The organism is Sporofaciens sp. JLR.KK001 (assembly GCF_036941055.1).
Lineage (GTDB): Bacteria > Bacillota > Clostridia > Lachnospirales > Lachnospiraceae > Sporofaciens.
Genome location: NZ_JAYMNO010000001.1, coordinates 4,049,257 through 4,066,748 on the forward strand (window position 1 = coordinate 4,049,257; position 17,492 = coordinate 4,066,748).

The window sequence follows — 17,492 nt, forward strand, 5'->3', positions numbered from 1 at the left end:
TGATTTTCTTTGATTTTCAGTGCGAATCAGTCAGCGCTCTTACCGCTCTTAACCCATTCATCGAGTTCGGAAATTTTAAACTTCCACTGTTTTCCGATTTTTTGAGCAGGCAAACCTTCCTTACCATTTCTGATCCAGCTGCGAAGAGTAACTGTTTTGATTCCTAAATATTCCGCAGCTTCATCTATGCTTATCCATTTGTCATTCATGATTTCTTCCATGCTCTCACCTCGTGATTTGAATCTGAATACAGCTCAACTCTTTTAGTATACACCATAAATGTGAATTTTTCAATAGTTTGCTGTTATTTGTTGATATTATTTTTTATTTGTGCGTTCTTAAAATTCCCCACCGGACACAACTATGTCTGGTCTTTTTTTATCCATTTTTCAATATAAAGTTCATCTTGGCCTTCTCGTTTCTGCCTATCAGCACCGCAAAAACGGACATGCCTGTGTCTGAGGTTCCAATCCCGAAAAATGGCATACTTGCCTTAGCACGTGGGAGCCATCTGCGCAGGGTGTTTCCGGTTCCACGTGACTACCGATGACAATCAAATACTGTACCGATCACCGGAAGTGAGGTACAGCCGAAATGGAGTAATCCTTCGGTATGCCCTCACGCCTGTGGTCTGGTTTTGCATGTCTGGAGCTCTCCATTTCGTCAAAAGCCGAAGGAGGGCTTTCATTATGCAAAACAACGACAATCAGAAGACCTATTTCATCTACGTTCGCAGCACTGGCGAGAAGGTTCTGGTCACCAAAGAGCAGCACGATTCCTTCTATAAGGAAGCCGACCGTATTCGCCACAAAGAGCAGGATCACGGCAGGTGCATGTGTCCCTACCGTTTCATCTGGAAGTGCGACGGTGACTGCATCGGCTGCGAATATCATGCGGCAGGCGACATTACTTCTCTGGATCAGCCTCTCCCTGATGGCAACGGCACCCTTGGTGACTATATTCCCGACCGCAGTAAGCCGATGGAGGAAGTCATCGCCGACCGTATGCTCTTAGAGCAGCTCTTTGCCAGACTGCGTGAGCTCGACCCGGAGGCCGATACCATCATTCAGCTTTGGAAGGATCACCCGGAGGGTATCTCCGACCGTGCCATTGCAAGAGAGCTCGGTCGCCCGCAGAAGACTTTTGCGGATCAGATGAAGAAGTACCGCACCGACCTGCGCAGAATTACCGGCGACAAGTAATATAAGCACCACGAATCACACCCTTTCCGGCCACTGTCCATCAATCGGATGGTGGTCGGAATTTTTTTATAAAATCCTCCGCTCAAATCGGCAGTTCATCTCCAGTGGAAGATGAAGGCAAGAGAACACAGCCTTTAGAAAGCGAGGTGAACAAATGATGTACCGCAGTTACGCAGACACTGGCGGCAACTTGAACGAGAAGATCAAACTCCTGAATTCCATCAGCCACGTATCCGCCAGACTGGCAAGGAACCTCTCACTCCTTGCCGCAAGCCAATCCGAGGAAGGAGGAAAAGAAAATGTCAAAGATGGCAGAAATGGCACAGACCATCGAAGAGCTCCGCACCGCTGCTGCTTCTATTAATGCCGCAGCCGACTGGCTCTACCAGCAGTTTTCCGGTGATGACGATGATGCGCAGGCCACTGAAGCTCCCACCAAGAAGAAACCGAAGCCTGAGCTCAAGCTGGAGGATGTAAGAGCCGTCCTTGCTGAGAAGTCCCGTGCCGGTCATACCGCAGAAGTACGCGCCCTGCTCCAGAAGTACGGTGCTGCAAAGCTCTCGGAGATCGATCTGGCAAACTACGAAGCCCTTATGAAGGACGCGGAGGTGATTGGCAATGTCAGCTAAAGCACACGCGATCCTGTCCGCATCCAGCTCCGACAGGTGGCTGCACTGCCCGCCGTCAGCGAGACTCTGCGAAACCTATGAGGACAAAGGATCGGTCTACGCTGCAGAAGGAACCGACGCTCATGCGCTTGGCGAGTACAAGCTCAAGACCGCACTCGGTATGCCTGCCAACGATCCGATCGAAGGCCTTAAGTGGTATTCCGAGGAGATGGAGGACTGCACCAGCGGCTATGCCGAATATGTGCTGGAACAGGTTGAGGCCGCCAAGGGAACCTGTGCCGACCCGGTAGTTCTGATCGAGCAGCGTGTGGACTTCTCCCGCTGGGTAGAACAGGGCTTCGGAACCGCCGACTGCATCATCATTGCGGACGGTACGCTCCGAGTGATCGACTACAAGCACGGCTTAGGTGTCTTGGTCTCTGCAGAGGAGAATCCGCAGATGCAGTGTTACGCTCTCGGCGCTTTGGAGCTTTTCGATGACATTTACGACATCGAACAGGTTTCTATGACTATTTACCAACCGAGGCGTCAGAATGTCAGCACCTACGAAATCAGCAAGGACGACTTGTACCGCTGGGCGGATGAAGTCTTAAAGCCCACAGCAGATCTGGCTTTTGCCGGTGACGGGAACTTCCTATGCGGTGAATGGTGTGGCTTCTGCAAGGCGAAAAATGAATGTCGCGCCAGAGCCGAGGCAAATCTGAAGCTCGCGCAGCATGATTTTAAGCTCCCTCCACTGCTTACGGATACCGAGATCGAGGTCATTCTCGGCAAGGTAGATGAACTGGTTAGCTGGGCTTCCGATATCAAGGAATACGCCCTGCAGCAAGCTCTCTCCGGTAAGGAATGGACTGGCTTTAAGCTCGTTGAAGGACGCAGCAACCGCAGATACAGCAACGAGGCCGCCGTCATTGACGCGGTCGAGAAAGCAGGCTTTGACCCGTATGAGAAAAAGCTGCTCGGCATCACCGCCATGCAGAAGCTCCTCGGCAAGTCCCGCTTTGATGAACTCCTAACGGCTTACATTGAAAAGCCGCAGGGCAAACCCACACTTGTGCCGGATAGCGACAAGCGCCCGGCCATGAATACAGCAAAAAATGATTTTATGGAGGAAAACGACAATGAGTAAGAATGTAAAAATCAGCAATCCCATGAAGGTTATCACCGGTGCCAGCACCCGCTGGAGCTACGCAAACGTCTGGGAGCCGAAGTCCATCAACGGCGGCACTCCCAAGTACAGCGTGAGTCTCATCATCCCGAAGTCCGACACCAAGACCATCGCCAAGATTCAGGCTGCTATCGAGGCTGCCTACAAGGAGGGCGAGGCCAAGCTCAAGGGCAACGGCAAGTCCGTACCGGCGCTCTCTGTTTTGAAGACTCCTCTGCGTGACGGCGATGCAGAGCGTCCGGACGACGAGGCCTACAAGAACGCCTACTTCGTCAACGCCAATGCAACCTCTGCTCCCGGTATCGTGGACGCAGACCTGAATCCGATTCTCACCCGCTCCGAAGTGTACAGCGGCGTGTACGGCAGAGCCAGCATCACGTTTTATGCATTCAACTCTTCCGGCAACAAGGGAATCGCCTGCGGGCTCAACAACCTGCAGAAAATCCGCGATGGTGAGCCTCTCGGCGGCAAGGCAAGCGCTGAGTCCGACTTTGCTACTGACGACGATGAAGATTTTCTCAACTAAGGAAAGGAGCGCAAAACAATGGAAAGCACAGTTATGATTTCATCCCTTCTCTGCAACATTCTGATCGGGTGCTTCTGCATCGTAGTCCTGTCTTGGGCAGTGGTCGCCATCCAGACGGTGATCAACGACTTCAAGCGTGAGAAACGTGAGGAGAAAAAGGCCGCGCAGGACAACGAATACCATATCAAGCGTATGGAATCCCTGAAATAATCCAGTACCGGCAGGCGGCTTAGGAGCGATCTTAAGCCGCTTGTTTGAATTGAGGTGAAAATCTATGCAAACACTCAGTATTGATATCGAAACCTACAGCGACGTGAATCTATCCAAGTGCGGCGTATATAAATATGCCGAGTCACCGGATTTTGAAATACTGCTGTTTGGCTACAGCGTCGACGGCTCCGAGGTAACGGTCATCGACCTTGCACAGGGAGAGCGCCTGCCGCAGGAAATTATAGATGCCCTGACTGATGATACTGTCATCAAATGGGCTTTCAATGCAAATTTTGAACGGGTGTGTTTATCCCGATATCTCCGTGATCTTGGAGTAAGCCTCGACCCCTTCCATGATAACCACCCTCTCTCGACCGAATGCGAATGCGCATGCGCACACTTCTTAAATCCGGAAAGTTGGCGCTGCTCTATGGTTTGGGCGGCCACAATGGGACTGCCGCTTTCTCTGGAAGGCGTAGGCTCTGTCCTCGGTCTTGAAAAGCAGAAACTCACTGAGGGAAAAGATCTGATCAAATACTTCTCCGTGCCCTGCGCTCCGACGAAAGCAAACGGCGGTCGCACGAGGAATCACCCTTTCCATGCGCCGGACAAGTGGGAGGCCTTCAAAAAATATAATATCCGCGATGTAGAAACCGAGATCGGCATTAAGGATCGTCTTGCCAAATTCCCTGTGCCGGATGAGGTCTGGGATGAATACCACATTGATCAGGAAATCAACGACAGAGGTGTCCGGCTCGATATGGATCTGGTAAAGGAAGCCATCGAAATGGACTCCCGCTCCCGGTCAGAACTGACTGCTGCCATGAAAGATATGACAGCACTTGATAATCCAAACTCCGTCCAGCAAATGAAACAGTGGCTCTCCGATAACGGGCTCGAAACTGACAGCCTTGGAAAGAAGGTCGTGGCAGAGCTTATCAAAACCGCTCCGCCAGAACTTCAGACCGTTCTGGAACTCCGACAACAGCTTGCCAAATCCTCCGTCAAGAAATATCAGACTATGGAGCGTGCGGTCTGTGATGACGGCAGGGCTCGCGGCATGTTCGCTTTTTACGGAGCCAATCGTACCGGACGCTGGGCAGGCAGGCTTATACAATTACAAAATCTCCCGCAAAATCATCTCCCGGATCTAGCCGACGCACGCGCTCTTGTAAAATCCGGAGATTTTGATGCCGTGAAGCTCTTATATGAGGATGTCCCGGACACCCTCTCCCAGCTGATCCGGATAGCATTCATCCCGAAGGATGGTACGCAGTTTTATGTTTCCGACTTCAGCGCCATCGAAGCAAGAGTCATCGCGTGGTATGCCGGTGAGACGTGGCGTCAAAAAGTCTTTGAAACCGGAGGTGACATCTACTGCGCCAGCGCCAGTCAGATGTTCCATGTTCCGGTCGAGAAGCATGGCATTAACGGCCACTTGCGTCAAAAAGGCAAAATCGCGGAACTTGCGCTCGGCTACGGCGGCTCGGTCGGTGCCTTAAAGGCAATGGGCGCTATTGAGATGGGACTTTCCGAAGATGAGCTTCCTCCGCTGGTGGATGCATGGCGGCAGACAAATCCCAATATCGTGAAATTCTGGTGGGATGTCGACCGAGCTGTTATGGAGGCCGTGAAATATAAACACGCAACCAGCAGCTACGGACTTACCTTCTCCTGTCGCTCCGGGATGCTCTTTATTACACTGCCCTCCGGACGGAACCTCGCCTATGTAAAGCCAAAGGTCGGTACGAATAAATTCGGAGGCGAGTGTATCACCTATGAGGGCATAGGCAGTACGAAAAAATGGGAACGGCTCGATTCATACGGGCCGAAATTCGTGGAAAATATCGTGCAGGCAACCTCCCGCGACATTCTCTGCTATGCCATGAAGACGCTGCGCTGCTGCTCCATCGTCATGCATATCCACGACGAGCTGGTTATCGAAGCGGATCCTCGCATGTCTCTTGACGTTCTCTGTGAACAGATGGGCAGGACTCCTCCGTGGGCAAAAGGCCTGAAGCTCCGCGCCGACGGTTACACCACGCCCTTTTACAAAAAAGATTAAAAATCGTCCGCTCAAATCAGGCGTTCATCTCCAGTGGAAATTGGAGGTGGACGCCTTTAAGTCTGCCCGGAAAGGAGGACTTTTGAGTGAGCAACGATTATCGCAACAGCGAAGGCTATCCTGACCCAACTGCAGGTGAAGCACTCTCCCGGATTGCTGCAAATGAAAAGCAGTCCCTTCGTGCTTTCCGGCCTATCGTCTACATCTGCTCTCCGTTTTCCGGAGATGTGGAGACAAACGTGGCCAATGCCAGACGCTACAGCCGCTTTGCCGTGGACAAGGGATATATCCCTATCGCACCGCATCTGCTATTTCCGCAGTTCCTTGATGATGACAATCCGCAAGAACGTGAGCTTGGTCTTTTCTTCGGGAATGCCCTCATGAGCAAGTGTGCTGAGGTCTGGGTATTCGGTAGCCGCATCTCATCCGGTATGGAAGCAGAAATCAAACGCGCCAAGTGGAAGGGCTATCACTTGCGCTATTTCACAGAAGAATGTCAGGAGGTTTAACGCTATGTATGAAATTAAAGAAAATCGCAGAGAGCTTTTCGATGGCACGGAGATCACTACCTACACCCGTGATGTGGTAAGTGCCAATATCCTGCAGGTCGAAGTTGGGACGACCGGCTACAAAGGTGGCGACACCGGCCACGGCGGACGCACTTATTTCCGCATTTCCGATGAAGCCAGCACAGATATCCATGTCAGGCCTTTTATGGACAGATTCGGCTGCAACGGTTTTGAAGTTACCCTTGGCGGCGACTGCGAACTGGAAACCATGATCCGCGCCTTGAAATTTATCACGAAGGTGCTGGAGGAAGAATCGGAGGAGGTGTACGACTGATGTTTACCCTGTATAGCGCCGATTTTATCGGCAATCCCGGAAACTGCTCCTATCCGCATAAGACCGTTGTCATGGACGCGGACAGCATGAGAGACGCAGTCGGTCACGACTATGTGTGTGCGGAGTACAAAAATCACTACCGCAACAGCGACAATTTCCTCTCCGCTGACTGTCTTCCCGTGGACTGTGATAACGACCATTCAGAAGATCCGAAAGACTGGATCACACCGGCAGACGTGCTGGAGGCATTTCCGGGAGTAAGCCTCGCCATCCATTACAGCCGCTTTAATCAGCGCGAGAAAAACGGCAGACCGGCAAGGCCAAAGTTCCATGTGCTCTTTCCCATCGACCGAGTGACGGATGCCGCCCTCTATAGCGATATGAAGAAGCTGGTCAATTCCATATTTCCGTATTTTGATACGAAGGCTCTGGATGCTGCTCGCTTCTTCTTCGGAACACAGGAGCCGAATGTGGAGCTCTATCCCGGTCGCATGAACCTCACGGAATTTTTGAATGACGACGAGTTCGATGCAGACCTGCCCGGCGGGCATGAAAAAGATGTCGTGATCCCTGAAGGAAGCCGTAACGCTACCATGTCCCGCTTTGCCGGTATTGTCATTAAGAAATACGGCGATACGGAAAAAGCCTACCAAAGTTTTCTGGAAAAGGCCGCGATCTGCGTGCCGCCTCTGGATAACAGTGAGCTTAATACAATCTGGCACAGTGCCCAGCGCTTTTATTCCAAGATCAGCCGTGAGGAGGGTTATGTCCCTCCGGAAGTTTACAACGATGAGAACAGCTATAAGCCGGAGGACTTTTCCGACGTCGGGCAGGCCGAGGTGCTCTCGAAGTATTTCGCAAACGAGCTGCGCTATTCACCGGCCACCCACTTTATCCGATACAGCGACCATTACTGGCAGGAAACGGAACCCGGCGCTCAGGCTGTCGCCCACGAACTGACTCGCAGGCAGCTCGCAGAAGCCAATCGAAATATGATGGAGGCTCTGCAGAAGCTCAAAAACTGTGGTGCGCAGGAAATCCTTGATAACACATCCAAAGCCAAAGCTGAACAGCTGATGAGCGACGAGCAGATGGAGGCCTATCAGGAGTTCCTTGCCGCCAAGGCCTACCAGAGCTTTGCCGTTCGCAGACGCGACTCCAAGAACATTACATCTACCCTCAAAGAGGCGCGCCCGATGTTGGAAATCTCGCCGAGAGACTTGGACGCAGACTGCTTCCTGCTCTGCACACCGGAGGCGACCTACGACCTTCGCAAAGGTATGGCCGATGCCCGCGAACATTCTGCAGATGACTTTATTACGAAAATCACGTCCGTGTCACCCGGCAGTAAAGGAGCGCAGCTCTGGCAGGATAATCTCAATCTGATTTTTCAGAAGGATCAGCAGCTTATCGACTATGTACAGATGATCTGCGGCCTTGCTGCTATCGGGAAAGTTTTTGTGGAGGGGCTCATCATCGCATACGGCGATGGACGCAACGGCAAATCCACCTTCTGGAATGCGATCTCCCGCGTGCTGGGACTCTACAGCGGAAATATATCCGCAGATACCTTGACCGTCGGCTGCCGCAGAAACATCAAGCCGGAAATGGCTGAGGTCAAAGGTAAACGCCTACTGATCGCTGCGGAAATGCAGGAAGGCGCAAGGCTCAACGACTCCACCGTCAAGCAGCTCTGCTCTACGGACGATGTGTTTGCGGAGAAAAAGTATAAAGACCCGTTTTCCTTCAAGCCCTGCCATACGCTGGTGCTGTATACGAACCACCTGCCTCGCGTCTCCGCTTCCGATGACGGTATCTGGCGCAGGCTTATCGTGATCCCGTTCAACGCCAAGATCGAGGGCAAGGCCGACATCAAAAATTACGGTGAGTACCTATATGAAAATGCCGGTGAAAGCATTCTGGCATGGATCATCGAAGGTGCTAAAAAGGTCATCGCGCTGGACTACCAGATTCCGGTGCCAGACTGCGTAACAAAGGCCATCGATGAATATCGCAGCCAGAACGACTGGTTCGGACATTTTCTGGACGAGAAGTGTGATGTGGATGAGTCCTTTAAGGAAAGCTCATCGGCACTTTATCAGGCATACCGCAACTACTCGCTGGACTGCAATGAGTATGTGCGCAGCACGGCAGATTTTTACTTTGCGCTGGAGAAAGCCGGATTCGAGCGGCTGACGCTGAATCGGAAGCGCTATTTCAAGGGTTTAAAGATTCATGAGGACAGCGGTGCAGAGGAAGATTTTCTGCAGTAATCCGGGACTATGACAAGGTGTATCAAGGTCTTATATAAAAACTCTCTTAGCCCTTAAAAAATAGCTCTAAGAAAAAGTTTGGTAAATACCATTGATACACCTTGCACATCCCCTGAAATTAACGCCTGACGGAGGTTTGCAATGATAGAAAAACAGATAGAAAACAAGTTAACTATGGCGGTGAAAAAGAACGGCGGCATTGCACTTAAGCTGGTGTGTCCCTCTTTCGCAGGAATGCCCGACCGCCTGATCTTACTCCCTGACGGCCATATCGGTTTCGCAGAGCTGAAGGCACCCGGCAAAAAGCCACGCCCTCTCCAGCTCTCGCGCCACAGGCTGCTGCGGGAGCTTGGCTACCGGGTATATGTCATTGACGATCCGAAGCAGATTGGAGGGATGATCGATGAACTTCAATCCACATGATTATCAGGACTATGCCATCCGCTATATTGAAAAGCACCCTGTGGCCGCAGTCCTTTTAGATATGGGACTTGGCAAGACGATCATCAGCCTGACAGCAGTATATAACCTGTTGTTTGACAGCTTCGAAGTGCATCGTGTTTTAGTGGTGGCTCCCTTAAGAGTCGCCCGCGATACATGGCCAGCGGAAATCCAGAAATGGGAGCACCTAAGAGGTCTGACCTATGCGGTCGCAGTCGGAACACCGAAGGAGCGAAAAGCCGCCCTCATGCATGGAGCAGATATCACGATCATCAACCGCGAAAACCTGCAGTGGCTGATTGATGAGTCCGGCTTTCCCTTTGACTTCGATATGGTGATTATCGATGAGCTGTCGTCCTTCAAAAATCATAAATCCAAGCGCTTCAAGTCGCTGATGAAGGTACGGCCACGGATTCATCGGATTATCGGCCTGACTGGTACTCCTTCCTCCAACGGTCTCATGGATCTGTGGGCAGAGTTTAAAGTGCTGGATATGGGCGAGCACCTCGGACGCTTTATCACGCAGTACCGGACAAATTACTTCATGCCGGACAAGCGAAACGGCGAGATCATCTATTCCTACAAGCCGCTGCCCTATGCGGAAGATGCCATCTATCAGAGGATCTCAGATATCACGATTTCCATGAAGTCCACCGACCATTTGAAGATGCCGGAACTGGTTTCAACAGAATATGAAGTGCAGCTTTCCGACTCTGAGCGCAGCCGTTATGAGGATTTGAAACAGGAGCTCATATTGCAGCTCCCCGATGGTGAAGTGACTGCTGCCAATGCCGCATCGCTTACGGGCAAGCTCTCACAGCTCGCAAACGGTGCCATATATGCCGATACCGGTGAGGTCATCGAGTTCCACGATAGGAAGCTGGACGCTTTGGAGGATATTATCGAGGCCGCCAATGAAAAACCGCTTCTTGTGGCCTACTGGTTCCGGCATGACCTAAGCCGCATCAAGAACCGCTTCAATGTCCGGGAGATCAAGACCAGCCGCGATATTGCTGACTGGAATGCGGGAAAGATTCCTGTAGCAGTCATCCATCCGGCCTCTGCCGGTCACGGTTTGAACCTTCAGGCCGGAGGCTCCACCCTTGTGTGGTTCGGCCTTACATGGTCTCTGGAATTATATCAGCAGACCAACGCCCGTCTCTGGCGGCAAGGTCAAGAATCCGGCACTGTCGTGATCCAACACATTATTGCCAAGGGCACCATCGACGAAAGGATCGTAAAGGTGCTATCCAAGAAAGAAATGACGCAGACCGCACTGATTGACGCGGTCAAGGCTGACCTTGAGGTGGTGTGATGGCCGATCCTTATGAAAATCTCGCCAACGCCATCGTGCTGCAGGCAGTAAAGGATTACCGGGACGCCCTGAAGCGCCTAAAAAAGAAGCCCGGTAATCAAGCTGCCATGTCGGACGCAATGGAATGTGAACGGTTCTTCCGCTCCGGCTGGTACAAGACCTTAACGAGTGTAGACGGCGAGTATCTCATACAAAAACTACGAGAGGAGGCGAAGCCCTTATGACAGTAAAAGAATATCTCCATCAGGCCTACCGCCTTGATCAGAGAATCAAGTCCGACACGATAGAAGCACAAAACCTGCGTGAGATGGCAGGCAGCGTGTCGGCTATCCAATATGATAAAGACCGCGTACAGACATCACGAAATACGGAAGCTCCCTTTGTCCGGACGCTTGAGAAACTGTGGACACTGGAAAAGAAAATCGCCGGTGAGCTGGAAATGCTATCAGACCTCAAGAAACAGATACGGGAGGTCATTGAGGCAGTTCCTGATACCGACGAGCGCATGGTACTCAAGTACCGGTACATCCATAACTATACATGGGAGCAAATCGGGATGGAGCTCTGTGCAGATGCCCGTACCATTCGCCGCTGGCATGGCAAGGCACTCCTTCATGTGACGCTTCCGGATGATCCGATTATCATTTGAAATGCGCCCGAAATGTCCTGCTTTGTCCTAAGATGTCCACCCGTCCTTTATGATAGTATATAATCAGCAAAACAGAATAAAGAACAGCTGCACACGCAGCACACGAGCCTTGCGGGAACACCCTGCAGGGCTTTCTTTATGCCCTGAAAGGAGGCACGGCTTATGCCAAGAAAACCACAACGACCGTGCCGCTATCCCGGATGTCCACACCTTACGGACGGCGTTTATTGTGAAGAGCACGCAAAGATCATGGATCAACACTACGAGAAGTTCCAGCGTGGCTACTCTACCGGCAAACGCTACGGCAGAGCATGGAAACGAATCCGTGACCGCTACGTTCACAAGCACCCGCTTTGTGAGCAGTGCTTAAAGGAAGGACGCTACGTCGCGGTCGAGGAAGTCCACCACATCGTGCCGCTTGCTGACGGAGGATCGAATGACGAGTCCAACCTTATGAGTCTTTGTCGTTCGTGTCACGAGAAGATTCACCGCGAGCGCGGCGACCGGTAGGGCGGTCAAAATCTCTACGACCCTTTTCCCCGGAAAACGGCGCGGGGTCTTTTATGCAAAAATTGCAATTCAAACAGGGTATTAAACCCTGCACCACAGAAATGGAAGTGATCGACATGGCGAAAGACGGAACCTATCGCGGCGGGCGGCGTGTCAAAGCTGGCTCCAAGCCGGACGCCCTCGCCGACAAAATTATGAAAGGCGCACCTGCAAAGCGTATGGAGCTGCCGGACTTCACTGACGACATGACCGACTTCGATGTTGACGACATCGGTGACGGCGTGGAGCTGGAAGGCATGGATATGCCAAGCCCGGATGATTACCTCTCTGCTCTTCAGAAGGACGGTAAGCCCCTCGGCGCAGATGAAATCTATAAGGAAACATGGCTGTGGCTCAAGGAGCGCGGCTGCGAGAGGCTGGTAAACAAGCGCCTGCTCGAAAGCTACTCTGAGGCCTTTGCCCGGTATATCCAGTGCTCCGAAGCTGTCAGCAAATACGGCATGCTCGGAAAGCACCCGACCACCGGCGCTGCAATTGCGAGTCCATTCACACAGCTTTTGATGAATTTTCAGAAGCAGGCCAACCTGCTCTGGTATGAGATTTACGACATTGTGAAGCAGAACTGCACCGAGCCCTTTGAGGGAAGCCCGCAGGACAGCGTGATGGAGCAGCTGCTTCGAAGCAGGAGGAATATGTAAATGAACACACAGAAATTAGAACAGGTACCTATTGATAAACTGGTGCCCTATGCCCGGAATGCCCGGACGCATAGTAAAGAACAGATTGCACAGCTCCGGGCTTCTCTCAGGGAGTTCGGCTTTGTGAGTCCTGCGGTCATTGACGCGGACTACAACATCCTCGTCGGCCACGGTCGCATTACGGCTGCCCGCAAGGAAGGATATGAAACCGTGCCCTGCGTCTTTGCCGAGAACCTGACGGAAGCACAAAAGCGTGCGTATATTCTTGCAGACAATCAGCTGGCGCTTAACGCAGGCTGGGATGAGGAAATGCTGTCGGTCGAATTATCTGACCTGCAGGATCAGTCCTTTGACCTATCTCTCCTCGGCTTTGATGCCGGTGATCTGGATAAACTGCTCGGCACCGGAAGCGAAAAGGACATCGCCGATGATGATTTTGACCTCACCGCTGCCCTTGAGAAAGCTTCCTTCGTAGAGCCCGGCGACATCTGGACGGTCGGCAGACATAGAGTCATGTGTGGCGATGCCACCTCGCCGGAAGATGTGGAAAAGCTCATGGACGGCAAGAATGCAAACCTTGTTCTGACCGATCCGCCCTACGGCGTATCCTTCAAAGCCTCGGATGGTCTTACGATCCAGAACGACTCTCTCAAAGGCGAGGAATTTTACAAGTTCCTGCTGGCAGCGTTTAAGAACATGGCTGACCACCTCGAAAAAGGCGGAGCCGCTTACTGCTTCCACGCGGATACTGAAGGGCTCACTTTCCGAAAGGCATTCATTGACGCAGGTTTCCATCTCGCCGGTGTGTGTATCTGGGTAAAGAACAGCCTCGTGCTCGGTCGATCCGATTATCAATGGCAGCATGAACCTGTGCTCTACGGTTTTTTGCAAAACGGCAAGCACCCGTGGTATTCCGACCGCAAGCAGACCACCATCTGGAACTACGATAAACCAAAGCGCAATAAGGATCACCCGACCAGCAAGCCGCTGGATCTTCTGGGCTATCCCATCCAGAACTCCTCTCAGGAGAATTCTGTAGTTATTGATACTTTCGGCGGCTCCGGTTCCACACTGATGGCCTGCGAGCAGTTGAACCGCGTCTGCTACATGATGGAGCTCGATCCGAAATACGCCTCTGTCATCCTTCGTCGCTACGTAGAGGATACCGGCGATGAGGAGAATGTGTATGTAATAAGGAACGGAGAAAAGCTCTTCTATTCCGCTCTGGCAAAGGAAGTCGAGACCTCTCCGACAGCGGGTGTATAATACACAATTTCTGCCCGGATTTTTCGGCGATTTTCTACCTGAGAAAATGTCGGAAATCGCTTGATAAATAAGGCTTTCAGAGTGATGTATATACATGCCGAAAGGCACAGTTAAAAACCTTAATTAACAAAGGAGGAACACACTCATGAAAGCAAATTACAACGTAACCGGAAACGACAGAAAAGCATTGGTCGCGGCCATTGAAAAACTCACCGGCGACAAGGCAGTCTACATGCGTATGCCGACTTGTGCTTACGAGATCGGCGACGTCACGGTCGACAAAGAAGGCGGCGTAACCTGCGAGGACGCTGACAAGCTGGAACGCATCATCCACAGCCTGATCTCGGATGGCTTCACACCGGAAGATACCGAGGTGGTTGAAAGCGCCGACGAAGCCACCGGCCTTACGGTCAGCCTCCCGCTCGACAAGGTGGCGGTCGGAAATCTCACCAACCTACTCACAGCCAAGGAAAGCCTCATCAAGAAGGCACTCGGCATTGACGACCTTTGCATTGAGGTCTCAGAAGATACGGTCAGCTTCCCTTGGTTCCCTGAGTTGCCGGAGCCGGACGAGGTCAAGGCCTACACCCACTTCATTGCCGCCCTTGGCAAGATGAGCCGGGATTTGAAGCGTATCAGTGCCACCGAAAAGGAAGTCGACAACGAGAAGTACGCATTCCGCTGCTTCCTCCTGCGGCTTGGCTTCATCGGAAACGAATATAAGGCAGAGCGCAAGATTCTCCTTAAGAACCTCTCCGGCAACTCCAGCTGGAAGAACGGCGCACCGGAAAAGGAGGTGGCAGCATGCGAATGATCACGAAAGAGCAGCTTGAAGCGCTCCGCTCCCGCTACCCGGCAGGCACCCGCGTGGAGCTTCTCCAGATGGACGATGTACAGGCACCGCCCATCGGCACCAAGGGAACCGTTACGGGAGTCGACGATACCGGGAGCCTTATGGTGAACTGGGACAACGGCTCCGGCCTGAATGTCATCTACGGCATTGACCGTGTGCGAAAGGTGGTGGACTGATATGGACGAAAAGGTAAAGGAGCAGATCCTCGCCATACGGGATACCGGCCTTACAAATATGTTCGATGTGAACACGGTGCAGCGGCTGGCCTATGAACGGGACTTCTACGAGCTGGTTTTATACCTTGAGGATCACCGGTCTGAATACGTGAAATTCATCATGTCCGGCGAGGCATAAACTACACAATTTAGGCCTCAAATGTTCCCGCAGGATTGTCACATATATTTCGATGAATAGCTTGCTATTACAGGCGTTCAGAGTGATATATGTACATACCAAAAGGGAAAACAACCACAAGGAGGAACCACCATGAAGTACACAATCGAAGCCATAGAAAACGCGAAGCCCGGAATGTGCTGGGAAGAAATCGGATGCCAGTGGACACTGGGACAGGCCTACCTTTACAGTAAGGAAGCTGGAAACGACCTGCCGAACTTCGCCGAAGTCATCTGGGATTACGACATCGAAGCGATCCTTGCAGATTGCCGGAAGCTCGGAGTGAAGGAATTCACCATCAGCTCCACCTTCTCAAGCCTTATCGAGACCATTGCAAAGTTTGAGGAGCTCAGCTGCACACTGGACGGAATTGTAAAGGTCAAGGAGCGCTACACCCACTTCGGAAGCGACGAGCACGCCCTCATCCCGGCTTTCAAGATGACGGTAAAGGAGGCGTAAGGAAAATGTGGAGCGAAGGAGTTATCGGCATCCCGGATGCCAAGGACAAGGAAAAATACACCAAGTGTCACTACTGGGTAAAACACTACGACGAGCCAAGCGAGACCTACGGCATTAACGGAGGCAGGATCAGCAAGCTCATGATCAAGATTGACGGCGAGACCGTTTGCAACTACGACAGAGGCTGGGACATTCATCCCACCTGCAAGGAAGCAGAGATGGCGCTTTGCATCCTGCTGGATAACCACAACTAAACATAAAACCCTGAATATGAATATTCCGGGAGACTGAGCCAGAAGGCTCTTTCTCTCGTACTGATACCGGATCGCTTAAGCGGTCTTTTATTTTACCCTGAAAGGAGGCGGCCACCGTGCCAATGCGAAAACTGAAAAACTATAAGCCGACCCGCTTCATGGCAGAGACTTCTCACTACAGCAAGCAGATGGCGGACTTCGCTGTGATGTTCATCGAGCAGCTCACCCACGCCAAGGGCACATGGGCAGGAAAACCCTTCGAGCTCATCGACTGGCAGGAACGAATCATCCGCGACCTGTTCGGTGTCCTGAAGCCGAACGGTTACCGTCAGTTCAATACGGCCTACATCGAAATTCCAAAGAAGATGGGAAAGTCAGAGCTGGCTGCCGCTGTCGCCCTGCTCCTTTGCTGCGGTGACGGTGAGGAACGCGCCGAAGTCTACGGCTGCGCTGCCGATAGACAGCAGGCCACCATCGTTTTTGATGTTGCTGCGGATATGGTAAGGATGTGCCCGGCGCTTAATCGGCGCGTCAAAATACTGGCCTCCCAGAAACGGATCATCTATGAGCCTACCAACAGCTTCTATCAGGTGCTCTCCGCTGAGGCCTACAGTAAGCACGGCTTTAATATCCACGGCGTGGTATTTGATGAGCTGCACACCCAGCCAAACCGGAAACTCTTTGATGTAATGACAAAGGGCTCCGGTGATGCCAGAATGCAGCCGCTGTATTTCCTGATTACCACTGCAGGGAATGACACAAACACCATCTGCTATGAAGTCCACCAGAAAGCGCAGGACATCCTCGACGGCAGGAAGGTCGATCCAACCTTTTATCCGGTCATTTACGGCGCGGAACCTGATGAGGACTGGACTGATCCGGAGGTGTGGAAAAAGGCAAATCCCTCTCTCGGTATCACGGTCGGCATTGACAAGGTAGAAGCGGCCTGCGAATCGGCAAAGCAAAACCCCGGTGAAGAGAATTCCTTCAGGCAGCTGCGCCTTAATCAATGGGTAAAGCAGGCTGTACGCTGGATGCCAATGGATAAATGGGACGCCTGCGCCTTTCTGGTCAATGAGGATGACCTCGAAGGACGTGTCTGCTATGGCGGTCTTGACCTGTCCTCCACTACGGATATTACATCTTTTGTGCTGGTATTCCCGCCACGGGATGAAGACGACAAGTATGTAATCCTCCCGTACTTCTGGGTGCCAGAGGATACGCTGGATCTTCGCGTGAGACGCGATCATGTGCCCTACGATACTTGGGAGAAGGAAGGCGTGCTGCAGACTACCGAAGGCAACGTCATCCATTATGGTTATATCGAGAAATTCATCGAACGCCTCGGCGAGCGCTTCAATATTCGCGAGATAGCTTTCGATCGCTGGGGAGCAGTCCAGATGGTTCAGAACTTGGAGAACATGGGCTTTACTGTCGTGCCCTTCGGACAGGGCTTTAAGGATATGAGCCCGCCCACAAAGGAGCTCATGAAGCTGACATTTGAGCAAAAGCTCGCCCACGGCGGTCATCCTGTTCTCCGCTGGAATATGGATAACATCTTCATCCGTACTGACCCAGCCGGAAATATCAAGGCTGACAAGGAAAAATCTACAGAGAAGATCGACGGAGCCATCGCCACCATCATGGCGCTTGACCGTGCGATCCGCTGCGGCAATGACAACGGTGCTTCTGTCTATGACGACAGAGGCATTTTATTTATCTGAAAGGCAGGTGATCA

The 17,492-nt window shown here is 52.1% G+C and carries 23 protein-coding genes; 22 read left to right on the top strand and 1 reads right to left on the bottom strand.

What is annotated here, in order from left to right; all coding sequences use genetic code 11:
* Nucleotides 1–26 precede the first annotated feature (26 nt).
* On the bottom strand, nucleotides 27–221 hold the full coding sequence (locus VSQ62_RS20530; RefSeq protein WP_031475217.1) for a helix-turn-helix domain-containing protein: 195 nt from the start codon (nucleotides 219–221) through the stop codon (nucleotides 27–29).
* A gap of 468 nt (nucleotides 222–689) precedes the next feature.
* On the opposite strand from VSQ62_RS20530, the gene VSQ62_RS20535 reads away from it, so the two are divergent.
* The 22 genes from VSQ62_RS20535 (at nucleotide 690) to VSQ62_RS20640 (ending at nucleotide 17,478) form a co-directional block, all read left to right on the top strand.
* Nucleotides 690–1,202, top strand: a complete 513-nt coding sequence (locus tag VSQ62_RS20535) for a sigma-70 family RNA polymerase sigma factor (protein WP_334636623.1) — start codon at nucleotides 690–692, stop codon at nucleotides 1,200–1,202.
* Between the two features lie 299 nt (nucleotides 1,203–1,501).
* Nucleotides 1,502–1,831, top strand: a complete 330-nt coding sequence (locus tag VSQ62_RS20540) for a DNA ligase (RefSeq protein WP_334636625.1) — start codon at nucleotides 1,502–1,504, stop codon at nucleotides 1,829–1,831.
* On the top strand, nucleotides 1,821–2,960 hold the full coding sequence (locus tag VSQ62_RS20545; RefSeq protein ID WP_334636626.1) for a DUF2800 domain-containing protein: 1,140 nt from the start codon (nucleotides 1,821–1,823) through the stop codon (nucleotides 2,958–2,960). The genes VSQ62_RS20540 and VSQ62_RS20545 overlap by 11 nt, the downstream gene beginning before the upstream one ends.
* Nucleotides 2,953–3,525: a DUF2815 family protein gene (locus VSQ62_RS20550; protein ID WP_334636627.1), complete on the top strand. Its 573-nt coding sequence runs from the start codon at nucleotides 2,953–2,955 to the stop codon at nucleotides 3,523–3,525. The genes VSQ62_RS20545 and VSQ62_RS20550 overlap by 8 nt, the downstream gene beginning before the upstream one ends.
* Nucleotides 3,526–3,543: 18 nt before the next feature.
* On the top strand, nucleotides 3,544–3,735 hold the full coding sequence (locus tag VSQ62_RS20555; protein ID WP_334636628.1) for a hypothetical protein: 192 nt from the start codon (nucleotides 3,544–3,546) through the stop codon (nucleotides 3,733–3,735).
* A 64-nt stretch (nucleotides 3,736–3,799) separates the two neighbouring features.
* The gene (locus tag VSQ62_RS20560; RefSeq protein ID WP_334636629.1) at nucleotides 3,800–5,800 is read left to right on the top strand and encodes a DNA polymerase; all 2,001 of its coding nucleotides are present in this window, start codon (nucleotides 3,800–3,802) and stop codon (nucleotides 5,798–5,800) included.
* 86 nt (nucleotides 5,801–5,886) lie between these two features.
* Complete coding sequence (locus VSQ62_RS20565; RefSeq protein WP_334636630.1) at nucleotides 5,887–6,309, top strand: DUF7768 domain-containing protein; 423 nt, start codon at nucleotides 5,887–5,889, stop codon at nucleotides 6,307–6,309.
* 4 nt (nucleotides 6,310–6,313) lie between these two features.
* A complete protein-coding gene (locus tag VSQ62_RS20570; RefSeq protein WP_334636631.1) occupies nucleotides 6,314–6,643 on the top strand; it encodes a hypothetical protein in 330 nt (109 codons plus the stop codon).
* The gene (locus VSQ62_RS20575; protein WP_334636632.1) at nucleotides 6,643–8,916 is read left to right on the top strand and encodes a phage/plasmid primase, P4 family; all 2,274 of its coding nucleotides are present in this window, start codon (nucleotides 6,643–6,645) and stop codon (nucleotides 8,914–8,916) included. The genes VSQ62_RS20570 and VSQ62_RS20575 overlap by 1 nt, the downstream gene beginning before the upstream one ends.
* Before the next feature lie 141 nt (nucleotides 8,917–9,057).
* Nucleotides 9,058–9,339 carry a VRR-NUC domain-containing protein gene (locus VSQ62_RS20580; protein WP_031475226.1) on the top strand — a complete coding sequence of 94 codons (282 nt, stop codon included), beginning with the start codon at nucleotides 9,058–9,060 and terminating at the stop codon, nucleotides 9,337–9,339.
* Nucleotides 9,320–10,672, top strand: coding sequence for an SNF2-related protein (locus VSQ62_RS20585; protein WP_334636633.1), 1,353 nt, complete (start codon nucleotides 9,320–9,322; stop codon nucleotides 10,670–10,672). The genes VSQ62_RS20580 and VSQ62_RS20585 overlap by 20 nt, the downstream gene beginning before the upstream one ends.
* Nucleotides 10,672–10,896 (top strand): hypothetical protein, encoded by a 225-nt coding sequence (locus tag VSQ62_RS20590; protein ID WP_334637733.1) that lies wholly within the window; start codon nucleotides 10,672–10,674, stop codon nucleotides 10,894–10,896. Before VSQ62_RS20585 ends, VSQ62_RS20590 begins: the two co-directional genes overlap by 1 nt.
* Nucleotides 10,893–11,321: a DUF722 domain-containing protein gene (locus VSQ62_RS20595; RefSeq protein ID WP_154544805.1), complete on the top strand. Its 429-nt coding sequence runs from the start codon at nucleotides 10,893–10,895 to the stop codon at nucleotides 11,319–11,321. Before VSQ62_RS20590 ends, VSQ62_RS20595 begins: the two co-directional genes overlap by 4 nt.
* A gap of 162 nt (nucleotides 11,322–11,483) precedes the next feature.
* A complete protein-coding gene (locus VSQ62_RS20600) occupies nucleotides 11,484–11,831 on the top strand; it encodes an HNH endonuclease (RefSeq protein WP_118475213.1) in 348 nt (115 codons plus the stop codon).
* 116 nt (nucleotides 11,832–11,947) lie between these two features.
* Nucleotides 11,948–12,529 carry a P27 family phage terminase small subunit gene (locus tag VSQ62_RS20605; protein WP_118475215.1) on the top strand — a complete coding sequence of 194 codons (582 nt, stop codon included), beginning with the start codon at nucleotides 11,948–11,950 and terminating at the stop codon, nucleotides 12,527–12,529.
* Nucleotides 12,530–13,795 (top strand): site-specific DNA-methyltransferase, encoded by a 1,266-nt coding sequence (locus VSQ62_RS20610; protein ID WP_334636634.1) that lies wholly within the window; start codon nucleotides 12,530–12,532, stop codon nucleotides 13,793–13,795.
* 145 nt (nucleotides 13,796–13,940) lie between these two features.
* Nucleotides 13,941–14,609 (top strand): virulence protein, encoded by a 669-nt coding sequence (locus VSQ62_RS20615; RefSeq protein ID WP_334636635.1) that lies wholly within the window; start codon nucleotides 13,941–13,943, stop codon nucleotides 14,607–14,609.
* Nucleotides 14,600–14,824: a DUF4314 domain-containing protein gene (locus VSQ62_RS20620; RefSeq protein WP_009242864.1), complete on the top strand. Its 225-nt coding sequence runs from the start codon at nucleotides 14,600–14,602 to the stop codon at nucleotides 14,822–14,824. Before VSQ62_RS20615 ends, VSQ62_RS20620 begins: the two co-directional genes overlap by 10 nt.
* 1 nt (nucleotide 14,825) lies before the next feature.
* Nucleotides 14,826–15,002 (top strand): DUF5049 domain-containing protein, encoded by a 177-nt coding sequence (locus VSQ62_RS20625; RefSeq protein WP_118475223.1) that lies wholly within the window; start codon nucleotides 14,826–14,828, stop codon nucleotides 15,000–15,002.
* Between the two features lie 132 nt (nucleotides 15,003–15,134).
* Nucleotides 15,135–15,500, top strand: coding sequence for a DUF7698 family protein (locus VSQ62_RS20630; protein WP_334636636.1), 366 nt, complete (start codon nucleotides 15,135–15,137; stop codon nucleotides 15,498–15,500).
* 5 nt (nucleotides 15,501–15,505) lie between these two features.
* The gene (locus VSQ62_RS20635) at nucleotides 15,506–15,754 is read left to right on the top strand and encodes a DUF7678 domain-containing protein (protein WP_270470858.1); all 249 of its coding nucleotides are present in this window, start codon (nucleotides 15,506–15,508) and stop codon (nucleotides 15,752–15,754) included.
* Nucleotides 15,755–15,876: 122 nt separating this feature from the next.
* Nucleotides 15,877–17,478: a terminase large subunit gene (locus tag VSQ62_RS20640; RefSeq protein ID WP_334636637.1), complete on the top strand. Its 1,602-nt coding sequence runs from the start codon at nucleotides 15,877–15,879 to the stop codon at nucleotides 17,476–17,478.
* The last annotated feature ends 14 nt before the right edge of the window (nucleotides 17,479–17,492 follow it).